Genomic DNA, 15,473 nt, shown 5'->3' on the forward strand with positions numbered 1-15,473 from the left:
CGTGCCGGGCTGGATCCGCACCTTTCAGGCCCGGCCCGCCGCGGCCACGCGGCTGATCTGCTTCCCCCACGCGGGCGGGTCGGCGGCGTTCTACCGGCCCTGGGCCCTGGCGGCCACGGAGGTCGACGTCCGCATCGCGGAGTACCCCGGCCGGGCGGACCGGCTGTTCGAGCCCCTCGTCGACGACGCGGTCGAGGTCGCCCGCGCCGTCACGGAGGCGCTGCTGCCGCTGCTGGACCGACCGGTCGCGCTGTTCGGGCACAGCATGGGAGCGACCATCGCGTACGAGACGGCCCGCCTGCTGGCCGCGCGCGGCACCCCGCCGGCGCACCTGTTCGTCTCCGCCTCCCGCGCCCCCGGCGACCGCCCGGTCAAACCGGCCGGAGAGGTCTTCCACGACAAGGACGACGACGTGCTCGTCGCCGAGCTGGTCCGGCTCGGCGGGACGGACGCGCAGGCTCTCGCCGACCCGCAACTGCGCGAACTCGTCCTCCCGTACATCCGGAGCGACTTCCGGCTCCTGGAGAGTTACCGGCACGCGCCGGGCCCGCCCCTCGACGTCCCGATCACCGCCTTCACCGCGGACGCCGACCCGATCGTCACGCCCGCGCAGGCCGAACGCTGGGCCGAGGTCACCACCGGCGCGTTCGCGCTGCGGATCTACCCCGGCGACCACTTCTACCTGCTCCCGCACCGGGACGCGCTGCTGGCGGCGATCCAGGAGGGTCTCGCCGGACGGGTCAGGTGAAGTTGACGCCGTCCGTGATGGGCTGGATGGTGCCCAGGACGATGGAGTCGCAGATCGGCGGCTTGTGGTCGCCGTCCCCGGAGTACGTGAGCGGGATCCAGGAGCTGTTCCAGGCGACGCCGAGGCCGGAGGTGGCCCCGCCGCAGTCCGGGCCGGTGTGCCACTTCATTCCCGCGAACACCGAGTTCCCGGCGCGCAGCGCGATCGTCCTCCCCCTGCCGGGGTAGTTCAGGCGCGTCGCCGGCAACGGCCTGTAGTCCGGCCCGCCGGCGCCGATCGGCGCCCACCCGGCCGGAATCAGGCACTGGTGATTCGACCGGTTGGTCAGAATCAGCATGCCGATGCCCTTCTCCTCGGAGTTGGAGTTCTGCACCTGAAGGTCGGCACGGAGTTCGGCGGCCATGCAGGTCGGCGTGGTTCCGCGGTTCGAGGCCGTCGTCGCGTGGCCCGCCGTACCTCCCGCGTTCCCACCGCTGTGGCCGGTGGACGACGACGACGCGGTCGGGCTGGACGACGGCTGCTCCGCGTCGAATGGGGGCTTCGGCTTGTCCCCGCCGACATTGCACCCGGTGACGGAGAGGGCGACCAGACCGCCTCCGCAAGCGATGACAGCGGCGGAACGCAGGCGCTTGAGCTTCATTCGTGAGCCTCCCAGCGGAATCAGATCCGGAACACTGAAGGAGATGTCCGCGCATGGACGGAGGTTCGTCATGACACCCGTCTGATCAGCGGAAACGCGGTGATCGTCTTCACACGAACTTCGCACGCCTCTTCGTCGTCTGCGCGCGAAAGCGTCAGAGCGTGCGCCGCAGATGCTGCTCGGCCCACTCCGCGAAGCCGGTGAGGGGCAGGCCGAGCGCGCGGGCGTACGCAGGGCGGGCGGGCTGGTCGGCCTCGTTGTACCACATGTGCGAAACGGTCCATTCCGGCATTCCGGCGGCGATGGCCTCCTCCGCCGTCATGGACGGCGCGGTCAACTCGGTCCCCAGGACGCCGGAGAGGACCTCGGCGATCTCGGTCATCGACAAGTGGTCGCCCGCCAGCTCCAGTTCGACCGTGTGGAACCGCTGCGGGGCGGCGAAGGCCGCCGCGGCCGCGGTGCCGATATCGGCGACGGCGACGAGGGGAATCCTGGTGCCGGGCTGGATGACGGTCACGATTCCGCCCTCGATGCCGTGGGGGAACAGGAAGTCCATGAGGAAGTTCTCCATGAAGAACGCCGGTTTGAGCAGTGTCCAGTGCTCAAAGCCCGCCTCACGAACCCGGTCCTGGAGTGCCGTCTTGGTCTCGTAGTAGTGCTCCAGCGCCGCCCAGCGGCCATCCGCCCAGCCGGGTGCGTTCCGGTGCTGTCCGGCGCCGGAGACGGAGGTGTGCACGAACTGCGCCACCCCTGCGTCGCGCGCGCCGTCGATCAGATTGCGTCCCTGGACCCACTCGGAGTCACCCTGGAGGTCGTTCATGTCGGGCATCTGCACGGAGAAGACGGCACGCGTCCCGGCGGCGGCCCGGCGTACCGAATCGAGGTCGTCGAGGTCGCCGGTGACCAGCTCGGCGCCGAGCGCCGCGACGGCCCTGGCCCGCTCGGTGGCCGGGTCGCGGACCAGCGCACGTACGGGGACGCCCGCCGCGAGCAGGGCGCGGGCGGTGGCGCCGCCCTGTCGGCCGGTGGCGCCGGTGACGAGGACCGGTGCGGGATCGATGGGCATGGCTGCTCCTCGGGAGTGCAGGCGGATAAACGGCGGGGCCCGCCACTTACTGGCCCCGTAATATATGGAGGGCCCCGCCACTTATGCAAACCCGGAGGTGACGCGATGTCCGCCCAGCGTGCGGATGCCCGGCGCAACTACGAGCGCATCCTCGCCGTGGCCATGGAGGAGGTCGCCGCGCACGGCGCCGACGCCTCCCTGGAGCAGATCGCCCGCACGGCGGGGGTCGGCTCCGCCACCGTGCGACGGCACTTCCCCGGCCGCCGCGCGCTGCTGGAGGCGGTCTTCCGCGAGCGGATCGCGACCCTGTGCGCCCGTGCCGGCGAGTTGGCCGAGGTGGCGGACGCGCGAGCGGCGCTGCTGGAGTGGCTCGGCGCGTTCACCGCGTACGCGGCCTCGGCGCGGGGGATGGCCGCCGCGCTGGCCCAGGAGGGGCTGCTCGACCCGGAGGACGGCGGCGACAACGCATGCTCGGCGCAACTGATCCAGGCATGCGGGCCGCTGCTGCGGCGGGCACAGCGAGCCGGTGCGGTGGCGCCCGGCGTGGCCGTATCCGACCTCCTCACGCTGATCACGGGCATCGCGCTGGCGACGGAGCGCCATCCGGACGCGGCAGCCGAGGCGGAGCGATTGCTGGGACTGGTGGTGGCAGGGGTGAGCCCATCGGTGGTCACCGCTCGCGGGTAGCCCCATGCCGGCCGTACGCGAAAGCGTCACGCTTCGCTCACGGTGCCATCTTTTCCGTGATCGTCGGCGTCTCATCTGTCGCGAGGGCATCCGATCCCGCCGAAAGGAACGCCATGGCGGACAACAACGGGAACGACCAGGTCGCACTGTTCATCGACCTGGAGAATCTGTCGATCAACGCGAAGACGGCGCTGCCCGGCCAGGTGACGAATCCGGTGCCGTACAAAGTGCTGGAAGGGCTGTGCCGCCGCTACGGGCACGCGTCGATCCGGCGGGCGTACGCCGACTGGTCGAAACCGGAGTTCGCGCGGTTCCTCAAGGACCTGGACCTCAACGGAATCGACCCGATCCAGGTCGTACGCCTCGGCGCGCAGCAGAAGAACGCGGTCGACATCCACATGTCGGTGGACGTGATGGAGGTGCTCTTCACCCGGCCCGAGGTGACGACGTTCCTGCTGGCCACCGGGGACAGCGACTACGCGCCGCTCGTGAAGAAACTGCGCGGCTTCGGCAAGCACATCGTCGGCATCGGCACCGAGGCCAGCGCGAGCAACCGCCTGATCGCCAACTGCTCGGAGTACAAGTACTGGGGCACGCTGGTCGCGGAGGTCGACCCGGTGGCCCGCGCGACCATCGGCGACACTTTTCCGATCGCCGAGGCGAAACGGCTCGTCCTGTCCGCGTTAGAAGAGAGCGCGACGCCCGAGGCGAAGGGCGCCTGGCTCAAGTCGAAGATGCGCACCCTGGACCCGTCCTTCGACGAGAAGAACTACGAATGCCGCAGCTTCCGCGAGTTCCTCGGCCGCCTGGAGGGCGTCGTGACCGTCACGACCTCCAGCCACGGCGACATGATCGTCACGCCCCTGACCCGCAAATGAGGCTGCAGCCGGGTCTCTCTTCGCGTCCTGCGCTGTGGCGGCCGGTTGAGGCGGCCGACACCGACCAACTCACCCGAGCGGTCTTGGAAGCGCGCACCTGGCCGTGGCCTCGGACGACATGATTCAGGGACTCCTCCCCGCGCCGGCCTTTCCAACGGAAGTGGACCTCGACCGTCCTGACGCCTGCGTGTCGTCTCGGCGAGAACGCCCTGGGAAGTCACCGGCCGACTCGGCCGCCGCTACTGCCTCCTTGCCGTCGCAGCGACCGGGTTTCGTCCGACTTGTGGCCTCTGCGCCGTCAATACCGATGACAAGCATCAGGACGCCGACTCGGCGAGTGGCGGGTCAACGGTCGTCGCCCAAGTCCGACCGGAAGGTCAGAGAAGGGTTGTCGCGTTTGTCGGAGGGGATGATTAGCATCCGCGGATGACTGCCGATCAGGATGATCAACGCCTTCCGACGCCGGATGAGGAAGTGCGCTTTTGGGGCCTGCTTGAAGCGGCATGGGCACCGTTGGGTGACGACGTCGATCGGGCGCGGCGAGCATTGGCGGGCCGCGTGCCGGACGATGATGGTGACTCCGCGCTCGTCTCCATCATCGATGGTGCCCTCGAGGGCTTCCTGCGCAACCTCGCGAAGCAGAGTCGGGAACTGTCGGCGGCAGAGCTGACCGACTTTGATCGAGTCCTTGAGCGAAAGCTCTATGACATCGACCGCGCAGACATCCAAGCGGTCACCGATGGCTCCGACGACGGCTTCTTGTATGCCCGAGGCTTCATCGTCGCACTCGGCCGTGCCTACTACGCTGCGGTGGTCCGCAATCCCGACATGGCCGTGGTCGATGCGGAATGTGAGGAGATGTGCTACTTCTTCGCCCACCTGCACCGCGAGCGGTTCGGCGGCTTCCCGGCAACCGGTTCGGGAATCACACGAGAATCATGTTCGAATCCCGCCGGCTGGCACTTCTGACCCGAACCTCGACTTCTCGCGAGCGCCGACCAGTTCACCCGCGCGGTGCTGGAGAGACGCACCTGGCCGTGGCCTCCGACCGCCTTCGCGGCGGCGGGGTGAGAGCTGCCCGTTCTGAGGTGTCTGCCTGGACCAGAAATCGTCTCGCCTGAGTAGACGGCCTCGGATCAGGTGCCGCCTGCCCTGTTCCGTTCGACCCTGGTCGTCTGAACCGCGAGGCCGTGGGGTGCGCGGCCCGGGAACATTCGACCTGGGGCCGAGTGGCCTATGACCGAATGTTGCCGTCCGCTTTCACAGTGTGATCACCCAGTCGTAGATTGAGGCCCCACGTAGGGCCGGGACGAGGTGTGGCCCTGCCCGCCGCACGACCGGCGGTGCTCATGCGGCGGGCCGAGTCGGCGAGGTCAGACGCGCTTGGCGCCGATGGCGGCCATGATCTTGGGCCAGGCGGTGTGCATCTCGCGCTTCCAGGCGGGCCAGGAGTGCCGGCCGTCGCCGTAGATGTGCGAGGTGATCGGAACGTGGAGCTCCTGGGCCTTCTGGGCGAACGTCACGTTCGTGGCGCCGACCATCCGCTCGCTGAGCAGGCCGATGTCCCAGGGCGCGGTCTTGGGGTTGTCGCCGGGGCCGGGCTTGCCGGTCGTGCCCGACGAGATGTAGACGCCGGTGCCCTTGAGCCGCTGGATGAGGTACAGCGGGTCGTGCTGACGCCAGTTCACGTCGTCCAGGCCCGGCACGCCCCAGATGCGGAACGGGTCCGTGCCGTCGTTGGCGCCGACGATCGTGAACATCAGCAGCGCGGGCACGCCCGGCGACCGGATCGACAGCACGCCGCTGTACGAGGCGGCGTACCGGTACAGGCCCGGGTAGCGCTCGGCGTACGTGATGGCGCCCTCGCCGCCGGAGGAGTTGCCCATGACGGCGCGCGCGGTCCCGGCGTGGTAGGCGCGCTCCACGATCTCGCGGACCTCGGTGGTGTGGAAGGTCTCCCACTCGGGGGTGCCGTACTTGCCGTAGTTGTACCAGTTCGTATATGAGCCGTTCACGCCGCCCTCCGGCATGACGACCATGACGTTGTACTTGTACGCGTAGGTCTCGATGTCGGTGCTACGGGTCCACGACTGATAGTGGTCGCGGCCGCCGTGCAGGGCGTACAGCACCGGGTACCGCTTGGTCGTCGAGGTCTTCCAGCCCTTCGGCACCAGGATCCGCACCTTGACCGACTGGCCGAGCGCGACCGACTTCACCGTCAGGTCGACCTCGTGACTGGTGAGCCACTTCTGCGAGGTGACGCGCGCCCCGTCGCTCGCCTTGGCGGTCGTCGGCACCTTGTTGCTCGGCTTGCTCGCCGCGTCGGCGGGCGACGCACCCGCCATGGCGACGGCCAGGGCCGCACCCATGGTCGACGCGATGGCGCGGCGGAGCGGAGTTCCTGGCATGCTCAATCCTCCGGTGTCTTCCAGTGCCACCCGGGGCGGTCCGGGTTGGGAACGATCTCTCGCTGGGGACGGGGGGCGCTCGGGCCGCCTTCCGCCTCCTCGAATGTCTCGCGGGACGCCAGAGGCCGGCCGTTGACGGCCGCGACCCGGCGCAGGATCTCGTCGGCGAACGTCGGCTCGCCCGCGTTCTCGGACTCGTCGGTGAGCGTCGGCTCGCCCAGGCTCTCGAGCTCTTCGGCGCGCGTCGGCTCGCCCAGGCTCTCGAGCTCTTCGGCGCGCGTCGGCGTGCCGGTGCTTTCGAGCTCGCCGGTGCTCTCGGGCTCGTCGGCGGCGGGCGGCCCGGGGACGGCCGGGGGCTGCGGGGCCGACCGCAGCGCCCTCCGTTCCGCCCTCAGTTCGGCCAGCCGCTGCGACTGCCGCCGCGCCCTGGGCGCGGGGGCCGCCGCGACCAGCGCGGGCTCCAGCGGCGAGGTCTCGCCCGGGGCCGGTGCGTCCTCCTCGGCCGCGGCCCGCTCCACGGCAGGCGAATCCCCCGCGGCGCCTCCCACGGCCGGCGGCGGCTCCTCCTCGGTCTCGTGTTCGCCGAGGTCGATGCGGGAGTGGAGGGCGCGCAGGGGGCGGGGCAGCCACCAGTTCGCCGGGCCGAGGAAGCGCATCGTCGCCGGGACGAGCAGCATCCGGACGAGCGAGGCGTCGACGACGATCGCCACGAACATCCCGACGCCGATGAGCTTGACCAGGGTGATCTCCGCCGTGGAGAACACCGCGATCACCACGAGGAACAGCACCGCGGCGCTGGAGATGATGCCGCCCGTACGCTGCAGGCCGATGGCGACGGACCGGGCGTTGTCCCCCGTACGGTCCCACTCCTCGCGGACCCGGCTGAGCAGGAACACCTCGTAGTCCATCGACAGCCCGAAGACCGTGAGCAGGACGAGGATGATCGTCGTCGGCTCGGTCGTGCCGGTCGGGGTGAAGCGCAGCAGGCCCGCGAGGTGGCCGTCCTGGAAGCCCCACACGATCGCGCCGAACGACGCGCCGAGGGACAGCAGGTTCATGGCGACGGCCTTGAGCGGCAGCACGATCGACCCGAACGCCATGAACAGCAGCAGGAACGTGACCAGCCCGATCACCGCGCCGACCGTGGGCAGGCCGCGCCGCAGGCTGTCCATCATGTCCATCTGGGCGGCCGTGGAACCGCCGACGTCGGCGTACAGGGCCTCGCGCTGCGGCGGGACGGCGCGGATGCGGCGGACGAGGTCGCGGGCCTGGTCGCTCATCGCGGCGTACCGGTGGCGGACGGAGATGCGCACCGCGGCGTACTTGTCGGCGTATCCGGTGATCTCCACGCTGGTGACGCCGGGCAGGTGCCGCAGCCGGTCCTCGTAGTCGGTGATGAAGGACGGCACCGGCCGCTTCTTCGACGGCACGAAGTTCTTCGGGATGAGGTCGCCGGACAGGACGACGTCGATCGGGTCCTTCGAGCCGGTCGGGAACTCCCGCTGGAACGCCTCGTACAGCCGGCGGTTCGGGCTGCTCGTGGGCAGCACGCGCACGTCGGTCGTGCCGAACCGCACGTGCAGGAACGGCGTGGTCGCCGCGCCGAGGACCACCATGACGCCGACGAAGTACAGGATCGGGTGGCGCATGACGCTGGTCGCCAGGCGGTACCACGGGCCGCTGTCGCGCCGGACCTCGCGGGCCCGGCGGCGCCAGGGCATCCGGCCGAACTCCACGCGGGGGCCGAGGAGGGCGAGCAGCGCGGGCAGCAGGACCAGCGCGCCGACGATCGCGACGGCGACGACCGCCATGCCGCCGAGGCCGACCGAGCGCAGGAACATCTGCGGGAACAGCAGCAGGCCGCTGAGCGCCGTCGTCACCGTGATGCCGGAGAACGCGATCGTGCGGCCCGCCGTCGCCATCGTGTTCGCCAGGGCCGTCGGCCGGTCGGCGCCGCGCGCCAGCTCCTCCCGGAACCGGTTGACGATGAACAGCGAGTAGTCGATCGCCAGGCCGAGGCCCATCATCGTGATGACCTCGGCGCTGAAGGACGAGACGTCGGTGACCATCGTCAGCAGCCGCAGGACGGTGAACGCCCCGACGATGGAGAACGCGCCGACGACGAGCGGCAGCCAGAACGACCCGAGGCTGCCGAACACCAGCAGCATCAGGACCAGCAGCACCGGGAAGGAGATCGTCTCCGCGCGGGCCAGGTCGCCCTGCGTCTGGGTGTTGAACTCCTTGGCCAGCGGCACGCCCCCGCCGACCCGTACGCTCAGGCCCGGCGCGCCGAACCGGTCCTTGATGGCGTCGTACGAGGCGGCCTTGGCCGAGTCGTCGCCGGCGAGCTGCACGGCGGCGAACGTCGCGTGCCGGTCCTTGGACGCCAGCTCGGCGACGCGCGGCGTCTGGCTCCAGTACGTCAGGACGCCCCGGATCCGGTCCTGGGGCAGGCGGGCGAGGGTCGTGGTGACGGCGCCGCGGAAGCGCGGGTCGTCGATGGTCAGCCGGTCGCTGCGGTAGATGACGAAGACGTCGGGCGTGGAGTTGCTGAAGTACTGCGCGGACAGCTTGGCCACGAGCGAGGACGAGGAGTGCGGGTCGTCGAAGCCGCCGCTCTTCAGCCGCGCGACCGCGCCCGACCCCCACATGCCGGACAGGACCGCGAACGCCAGGCACAGGGCGAGACAGCTCAGCCGTCGTCGATGGACGAGGCGTCCCAGACCGGCGAACATCGCTGCCCTTCGTCTACCGGATCACGGGCAGCGTCCCGGCGAGGTACCGCTCCCGGCAGGCACTGCGCGCGATCTTTCCGCTGGACGTGCGCGGAACTCCGCCCGGCTCCACGAGCACGAAGTCGTCGAGCCGCAGTTCGTGGGCGGCGCTCACGGCGCTCCGTACGGCGCGGGCGATGTCCTCCACGGGGACGCCCTCGCCGCCCCGAGCGCGTTCGGCGACGACGACGACCCGTTCGCCGTCCTCGCCGGCGAGCGCGAACGCCGCCACGTGGTCGCGCCGGATCCCCTCGTGCGCCTCCTGCGTGCTGACCTCCACATCCTGGGGATAGTGGTTGCGGCCGTCGACGATGATGAGGTCCTTGATCCGGCCGGTGACGTACAGCTCGCCGTCGTGGACGACGCCGAGGTCGCCGGTGCGCAGCCAGCCCTCGGCGGGCAGCCCGCCGGCCGGGTCATCCAGGACGGCGCCGAACACCTCGGCGGTCCTGCCGGGGTTGCGCCAGTAGCCGGGTGAGACGTTCGGGCCGTTCACCCAGATCTCGCCGACCCGGCCGTCCGGCAGTTCGATCCGCGACTCCGGGTCGACGACGGCCACGTGCTGGCCGGTCGGCGTGCCGCAGGACACCAGGACGGTGTCGCCGCCGGGCCGCGCCTCGCCCCCGGCCAGCGCCACCCGGTCGAACGCGGTGAACCGCGGCTCGCCCCGCGTCTTGCTGGAGACGTACACCGTCGCCTCGGCCAGGCCGTACCCCGGCGACTGCGCGGCGGGCCGCAGCCCCGCCGAGGCGAAGGCCTCGGCGAACATCCGCACGGTGTCCGGCCGGATCGGCTCCGCGCCGTTCAGCGCGACCCACAGGCCGTCGAGCCGCAGCCGGGCCTTCTCCTCCTCGGTGACCCGTGAGGCGCAGTACTCGTACGCGAAGTTCGGCCCCGCCGTGATCACGTCGTCGTGCTCGGACAGCAGCTCCAGCCAGCGCAGCGGCTCCATCACGAACGCCACCGGGTCGGTCAGGACGAGGTGGTTGCCGTGCACCAGCGGCAGGGCCAGCGCCAGGATCAGCCCCATGTCGTGGAACAGCGGCAGCCAGCTCACGCCGACCGTCACCCGCGGCCGCGCCTCGTACGCGGCCCACACCTGCAGCGCGTTGGCGGTGATGTTCCGGTGGGTGATCTGCACGCCGGCCGGCGCGCGGGTCGACCCGGAGGTGTACTGCAGGTACGCCACGTCGTCCAGGGCGATCTCCTCGCCCGGCCAGGAGGCGGCGAGCGAGACGTTCACCGTGTCGGCCAGCACGATGTCCTTGGGCCGGGGCGCGCTCTGCTCGTCCAGGAAGCGCTCCACCTGCGGGAGCGCGGACGTCACGGTCACCACCACGGACGGGTCCGCGTCGCCGTACGAGCGGATCAGCCGGTCGCCGTGGCCCGGCAGGTCCGGGGAGAACAGCGGCACGGCGATGAGCCGGGCGTACATCGCCCCGATCATCGTGGTGAGGTACTCCAGGCTCTGCGGCATGAGCAGCGCGACGCGCTCACCGGGTTCGGCGACCTCGCGCAGCCGGGCGGCGATCGCGCGCGCCCGCCGGTGCATCTGCCCCCAGGTGAGCTCCTGCCGCTCGCCCGCCGGGTCGGCGGCGTAGTCGACGAAGGTCAGGGCCGGCGCGGACGGCATCTCGGCCGCCCTGCGGGCCACCGCCGCGATGAGCGGTTCGTCCAGGGCTCCGGGCTCCAGAGGCCGACCACTCAGTGCCACGTCCGCACTCCCTGCCTCGCCACGGCCGCAAGGCCGACACCACCCGTGATCATCGTGACCGCGTGAAGCTATCGCAGTACGCGAAGCCGCCACTTGCCCCCGAGCCCACATTCGCCGCACCGTCCTTGTCACGCCGGTGACAAGCGGAAGAGCCGCAGGGCTCAGCGGCACTTCCGGGTGGAGCAGATGCGCTGGTCGATGATCTCCTGCAGGATCCGCTGCACGTCCGACGAGTCCATGGCGTGGTACGCGGCGCCGTTGGTCTCCTCGGCGATGCTCTGCATCGTCCTCATGTCGACGGACGGGCCGAAGCCGATGGCCAGGACCGGGACCGGCTTGTCGGGGTCGTTCTCCTTCGCGAGCGTGCGCCGCAGCTCCTTGAGGGAGATGCCGGAGGGATCGTCGTTCCTGCCGTCGGTGAGCAGGAGGACGTTGTTGTAGTAGCCCTGCTTGTAGGTGGTGCGCAGCGAGCGGACCGCCGCGAGCACGGTGTCGTACAGACCGGTGTCGCCGTCCGGCTTCGGGCGGATCCGGCCGAGCACGTGGTTGATCGCCTGACGGCGCGTGCCCGATCCCGACCGGGTCGAGAGTGGCCCGATCGGCACGTCCACGCGATAGTCCCGGCTGCCGTCCAGTCTGGTGGAGAACGTCCACAGGCCGACGTCGGTGTCGTCGGGCAGGGTCGCCAGTGCGCTCGTTCCTATCTTCGCGGTCGCCTGCAGGCGGCTCACCCCGCCGCGGACCGGCTCGGCCATCGACCCCGACACGTCGAGAACGCACAGCGCCCGGGCGGTCAGCGACAGCTTGCTCCAGACCTGCATCGCCTGGGTCACGTCGTCGGCCGACGGGGTCGGCAGCGCCCGCGGGACCTGGGTGTTCAGCCCACCGGCGGCGAAGTCCCGGCCGGGACGGCCGTCCGGGGTGCGGAAACCGAGTGCCTGGACGGCGGCCCGCGCCTGTCCGGTGTTCATCGCCTGCGCCAGCAGGGTCGTGGCGCCGGCGCGGGTACGGTCGCCGGTGGTCACCGCGAACGGGTAGTCGAGGCTGAGCACGCCCTCGCGGGGATAGAGCACGGCCGCCGGGGCGGTCGTGGCGTGGTTGTACTTCCACACCGCCTGCTCCGGAGCGATCAGCACGGGCGCCCTGCCGTCCTGGTTCCGTGCCATCCCGGCGAGCAACGCCTGGGTGGTCGGCGAGACGTTCTTCCGCACGTCCTGGACGAGCCGGCCGAAGACCGACAGCGCGTTCGGGTCGCGCTGCAGCAGGACCCGGGTCATGACGACCGTGCCGATGCCGGCCGCCTGACTCGCCGGATCGAGGATCTGCAGCCGGACGGACTTCGCCGAGATCCCGGCCTTCCCACCGGTGCCGGAGGAGGGCGACGCCACCGACCTGAGCAGCGTGTCCCAGCTCAGCGGAACCTTCTGCGCGGCCATCGCGGTGGCGAGCGAGCGCGTCGTCGCGACGACGACCGGGGTCCTGGCCACGGAGAGCGGAGCCGGACCGCCCTCGGCCGCGCCCGAGGAGACGTGCGCCATGGCGAGCCAGATGGAGGAGTCGGGGATCCAGACATCCGGCCTGGCCGTCCCCGGTGCCGGCACCGCGCCGGAGAGCGTTCGGGCCACTCCGGCCGGATCCGCCGCCTGCACGCCGGCCTGGACGCACCTGCCGTCGATGGAGTGGTGTTCCTTGTTGAACGTCCGGGTGATCTCGACGATGGCCGGCGCGACCTCCGGCGCCGCGGCGACGTTCAGCGCGATCGGGCTGCCGCCGCACTCCGGCTTGCCGGACAGCGCGTACACGGCCACCCCGACCAGGAGCACCACGACGGTGACCCCCGCGACCAGACCGGTCAGCGCACGGATCCTACGGCGCCGCGCGGCCCGCTCGTGCTCCATGCCGCCGGGACCGAGATCCCAGGGATCCGGAGGGCGGATCCCGGCACCGGCCGTGCCCAACCCGGCGGAGACCGCCGGCCGCTCCCGGGGCCCGGTGCTCTCGCGGGATCCTGCGGTGGTGTGAGGCCCTGTCGTCTCCCGGGGCCGTATGGTCTGGCGGGGTCCGGTGGCAGAGCGCTCACCGCCGGCGGCGGTGTCGTGCCCGAACAGGTCGGGGCGCGTCACCTCCGACGGCGCCTCGGCGGGCCCGCCGTCGTCGTCCTCAGCGGGATACGGAGGAGTCGCCGGGGCGTACGGAAGCCATCCGGCGGGCCCTTCGCCGCGCGGTCCGCGAGGTCCGCCCGTGGGCGCCTCATCGTACGGCTCGTTCCGCCGGTCGCGCGGAGGCGCGTCGTCGCCGCTCGCCGCTTCGGACCCGTCCGCGGGCGGTGCGGGGGGCGTGTCACCGTCGCGAGGGGCCTCACCGTCGGCCGATGTCGACTCCTCGAAGGTCACGTACTCCGACATACCGCCACGACCAGGTCTCTTGCGGCGGTTTCCGCGCACGACTGTCCTCATTTCGACTGTCGGTGATACGACGCGGAACTGTAGCGCCTGGGACAAGTGTGTCAAAACGGTCTAAATGATGAATCAGCGCTGAGTAACGAGGCATAACATTTCCCCTACCGGTCACCCCGAGGACACCCGGAAGCGCTGCATTACGGTGCAAGACGTGAGAATGCCCCGGCTGCCGCGCGGACAGCGCGCCGACATCCTGCTGGCCGCGGTCGTCGGGGTGCTCGTGGCCCTCAGCACCGTGTGGCACGCGGGAGGTTTCCGCCCCGTCCACGCCCGCGCGTACGCCATGATGGCCGTCGGCGTCGCCGCGCTCGCCGTCCGCCGCCGGGCGCCGGTCCTCGCCGTCACCGTCGTCGGGGTCTCGACGGCGTACTACTACATCGGCCCGTTCCCGGACGGCGCGGAGATGCTCACGTTCGCCGTCGCCTCGTACCTCGCGGCGGCACAGGGGCAGCGGATCGCCGCGTACGTCGGAACCGCGGCAGGGCTCTCGGTGTTCGGATGGGCCGAGTTCGCGATCGGGCCGGGCCGCCCCGCGCGGTTCCTCGGCGTCCTCGCCTGGGTGCTCGTCGTCGTCATCGCGGGCGAGGTGACGCGCTACCACCGGGCGTACCTGAGCGAGGCACGGCGACGGCTCGCCGAGGCGGAGCGCACCCGCGAGGAGGAGGCCCTGCGGCGCGCCACCGAGGAACGCCTGCGCATCGCCCGCGAACTGCACGACGTCCTCGCGCACAAGATCTCACTGATCAACGTGCAGGCGGGCGCCGCCCTGCACCGGCGCGACCCCGAACAGGCGTACGCCGCGCTCAGCGCGATCAAGGACGCGAGCAAGGAGACGCTGCGGGAACTGCGCACGACCCTCGGCGTCCTCCGCCAGGTCGACGAGGCCCAGCCGCTGGCCCCCGCGCCGTCGCTCGACCACCTGGAAGACCTGATCGCCCAGACAAGGAAGGCCGGACTGCCCGTCGACCTCACCGTCTCCGGCGAGCGCGCGCCCCTGCCGTCACCGGTCGACCTGGCCGCCTACCGCATCGTCCAGGAGGCGCTCACCAACGCCGTACGGCACGCCGGCCCGGCGACCGCGACCGTCCTGGTCCGGTACGACCCGGACCGGGTGACCGTGGAGATCACCGACGACGGGCGCGGCCCCGCCGCCGGCGAGGGCAACGGCATCCGCGGCATGCGCGAACGCGCCACCGCCGTCGGCGGCACCCTCACCGCGACCGGCCGCCCCGGCGGCGGCTTCCTGATCCACGCCACGCTCCCCCTGGCCCCGCCCTGACACGACCGCATCGCGGTCACCACCTTCGACGTCATCACCGACGCCGGAGAAGACGCTGCCCGCAAGGCCGCCACCGTGCTGCACAGCGCGACCATCCTCAGCTGGTCGCATGCGGGAAGCGAATGTCCCTACTACGGGATCACCCTGGCGTACTCCGAAGTGCGGGACCTGCTCACCCCACAGATCGCCGCGGCACTACCCGGATAGTCGCGCAGGCGCGCATCAATGCGGGTGAGCGGCGGGACTCGCCATCCTGGGCGGCGGAGGAGGCGCGCCGTCCGCGGCTCGCGTGGACGCGGCGGAGAATATCGATCGCGGGAGGAGGCCGAGGACCGCCATTCTGCGTTCATGGATCAGGCGCAGGCACTGCTCATGGGAGGACGCTCCGGCGTCGGCAAGACCACGGTGGGGTGGGAGGTCTCGGCGCGGTTGCGGGCTGCCGAGGTCTCTCGTGCGATCATCGACGGGGACTTCATGGGGCAGGTGCATCCGGCGCCCGCGTGCGACCCCGACCGGTCGCGGATCACCGAGCGTGATCTCAGCGCGATCTGGGCCAACTTCGCGGCTCTCGGCTACCGCCGCCTCATGTACGTGACCACCCTTTGTGTGCTGCCCGAGACGACCGGCATGTTCGAGCGAAGAAGTCCTCCAGTTCTTCGAAGGCTTCGATCTCGTCGAACCTGGACTGGTCGACGTCAGGGAATGGCACCCCGAGCAGGAAGCTCCGGAAGTAAAGATCGAACTCGTCGGTGCCATCGCACGGAAAGCGGGTTGGGAACTGCCGGCATGGCAGAATCACGAGGCGCGAGGGGGGTGAGCG

The 15,473-nt window shown here is 71.0% G+C and carries 12 protein-coding genes; 6 read left to right on the forward strand and 6 right to left on the reverse strand.

Features of this window, described 5'->3' with window-relative positions:
- The first annotated feature begins 1 nt into the window (after window position 1).
- The gene (locus NDW01_RS33900) at window positions 2-748 is read left to right on the forward strand and encodes a thioesterase II family protein (RefSeq protein WP_252828428.1); all 747 of its coding nucleotides are present in this window, start codon (window positions 2-4) and stop codon (window positions 746-748) included.
- Here NDW01_RS33900 and NDW01_RS33905 read toward each other — a convergent pair.
- Window positions 741-1,388, reverse strand: a complete 648-nt coding sequence (locus NDW01_RS33905) for a hypothetical protein (protein ID WP_252828429.1) — start codon at window positions 1,386-1,388, stop codon at window positions 741-743. The genes NDW01_RS33900 and NDW01_RS33905 overlap by 8 nt on opposite strands.
- 154 nt (window positions 1,389-1,542) lie before the next feature.
- Window positions 1,543-2,454, reverse strand: coding sequence for an NmrA family NAD(P)-binding protein (locus NDW01_RS33910; RefSeq protein ID WP_252828430.1), 912 nt, complete (start codon window positions 2,452-2,454; stop codon window positions 1,543-1,545).
- A gap of 105 nt (window positions 2,455-2,559) precedes the next feature.
- Between NDW01_RS33910 and NDW01_RS33915 the strand changes: the two genes are divergently transcribed.
- From NDW01_RS33915 to NDW01_RS33925, 3 genes are all read left to right on the forward strand, one after another.
- A complete protein-coding gene (locus tag NDW01_RS33915; protein ID WP_252828431.1) occupies window positions 2,560-3,141 on the forward strand; it encodes a TetR/AcrR family transcriptional regulator in 582 nt (193 codons plus the stop codon).
- 113 nt (window positions 3,142-3,254) lie between these two features.
- Window positions 3,255-4,019, forward strand: coding sequence for an NYN domain-containing protein (locus NDW01_RS33920; protein ID WP_252828432.1), 765 nt, complete (start codon window positions 3,255-3,257; stop codon window positions 4,017-4,019).
- A 426-nt stretch (window positions 4,020-4,445) separates the two neighbouring features.
- Complete coding sequence (locus tag NDW01_RS33925; RefSeq protein WP_252828433.1) at window positions 4,446-4,988, forward strand: DUF4240 domain-containing protein; 543 nt, start codon at window positions 4,446-4,448, stop codon at window positions 4,986-4,988.
- A gap of 404 nt (window positions 4,989-5,392) precedes the next feature.
- Here NDW01_RS33925 and NDW01_RS33930 read toward each other — a convergent pair whose 3' ends face one another.
- The 4 genes from NDW01_RS33930 to NDW01_RS33945 form a co-directional block, all read right to left on the reverse strand.
- Window positions 5,393-6,427: an alpha/beta hydrolase gene (locus NDW01_RS33930; RefSeq protein WP_252828434.1), complete on the reverse strand. Its 1,035-nt coding sequence runs from the start codon at window positions 6,425-6,427 to the stop codon at window positions 5,393-5,395.
- Window positions 6,428-6,429: 2 nt separating this feature from the next.
- Window positions 6,430-9,162 carry an MMPL family transporter gene (locus NDW01_RS33935; RefSeq protein WP_252828435.1) on the reverse strand — a complete coding sequence of 911 codons (2,733 nt, stop codon included), beginning with the start codon at window positions 9,160-9,162 and terminating at the stop codon, window positions 6,430-6,432.
- A 13-nt stretch (window positions 9,163-9,175) separates the two neighbouring features.
- Entirely contained in the window at window positions 9,176-10,915 is a 1,740-nt protein-coding gene (locus tag NDW01_RS33940) for a fatty acyl-AMP ligase (protein ID WP_308211837.1), read from the reverse strand.
- A gap of 161 nt (window positions 10,916-11,076) precedes the next feature.
- Window positions 11,077-12,813, reverse strand: a complete 1,737-nt coding sequence (locus tag NDW01_RS33945) for a substrate-binding domain-containing protein (RefSeq protein ID WP_252828436.1) — start codon at window positions 12,811-12,813, stop codon at window positions 11,077-11,079.
- Between the two features lie 718 nt (window positions 12,814-13,531).
- Here NDW01_RS33945 and NDW01_RS33950 point away from each other — a divergent pair.
- Together NDW01_RS33950 and NDW01_RS44525 are read left to right on the forward strand one after the other, a co-directional pair.
- The gene (locus NDW01_RS33950; protein ID WP_252828471.1) at window positions 13,532-14,653 is read left to right on the forward strand and encodes a sensor histidine kinase; all 1,122 of its coding nucleotides are present in this window, start codon (window positions 13,532-13,534) and stop codon (window positions 14,651-14,653) included.
- A 604-nt stretch (window positions 14,654-15,257) separates the two neighbouring features.
- Window positions 15,258-15,470, forward strand: coding sequence for an SAM-dependent methyltransferase (locus tag NDW01_RS44525; protein ID WP_406567784.1), 213 nt, complete (start codon window positions 15,258-15,260; stop codon window positions 15,468-15,470).
- Window positions 15,471-15,473 lie beyond the last annotated feature (3 nt).

The sequence above is a fragment of the Actinoallomurus soli genome (genome assembly GCF_024055715.1).
In the GTDB taxonomy this organism is placed as follows: domain Bacteria; phylum Actinomycetota; class Actinomycetes; order Streptosporangiales; family Streptosporangiaceae; genus Actinoallomurus; species Actinoallomurus soli.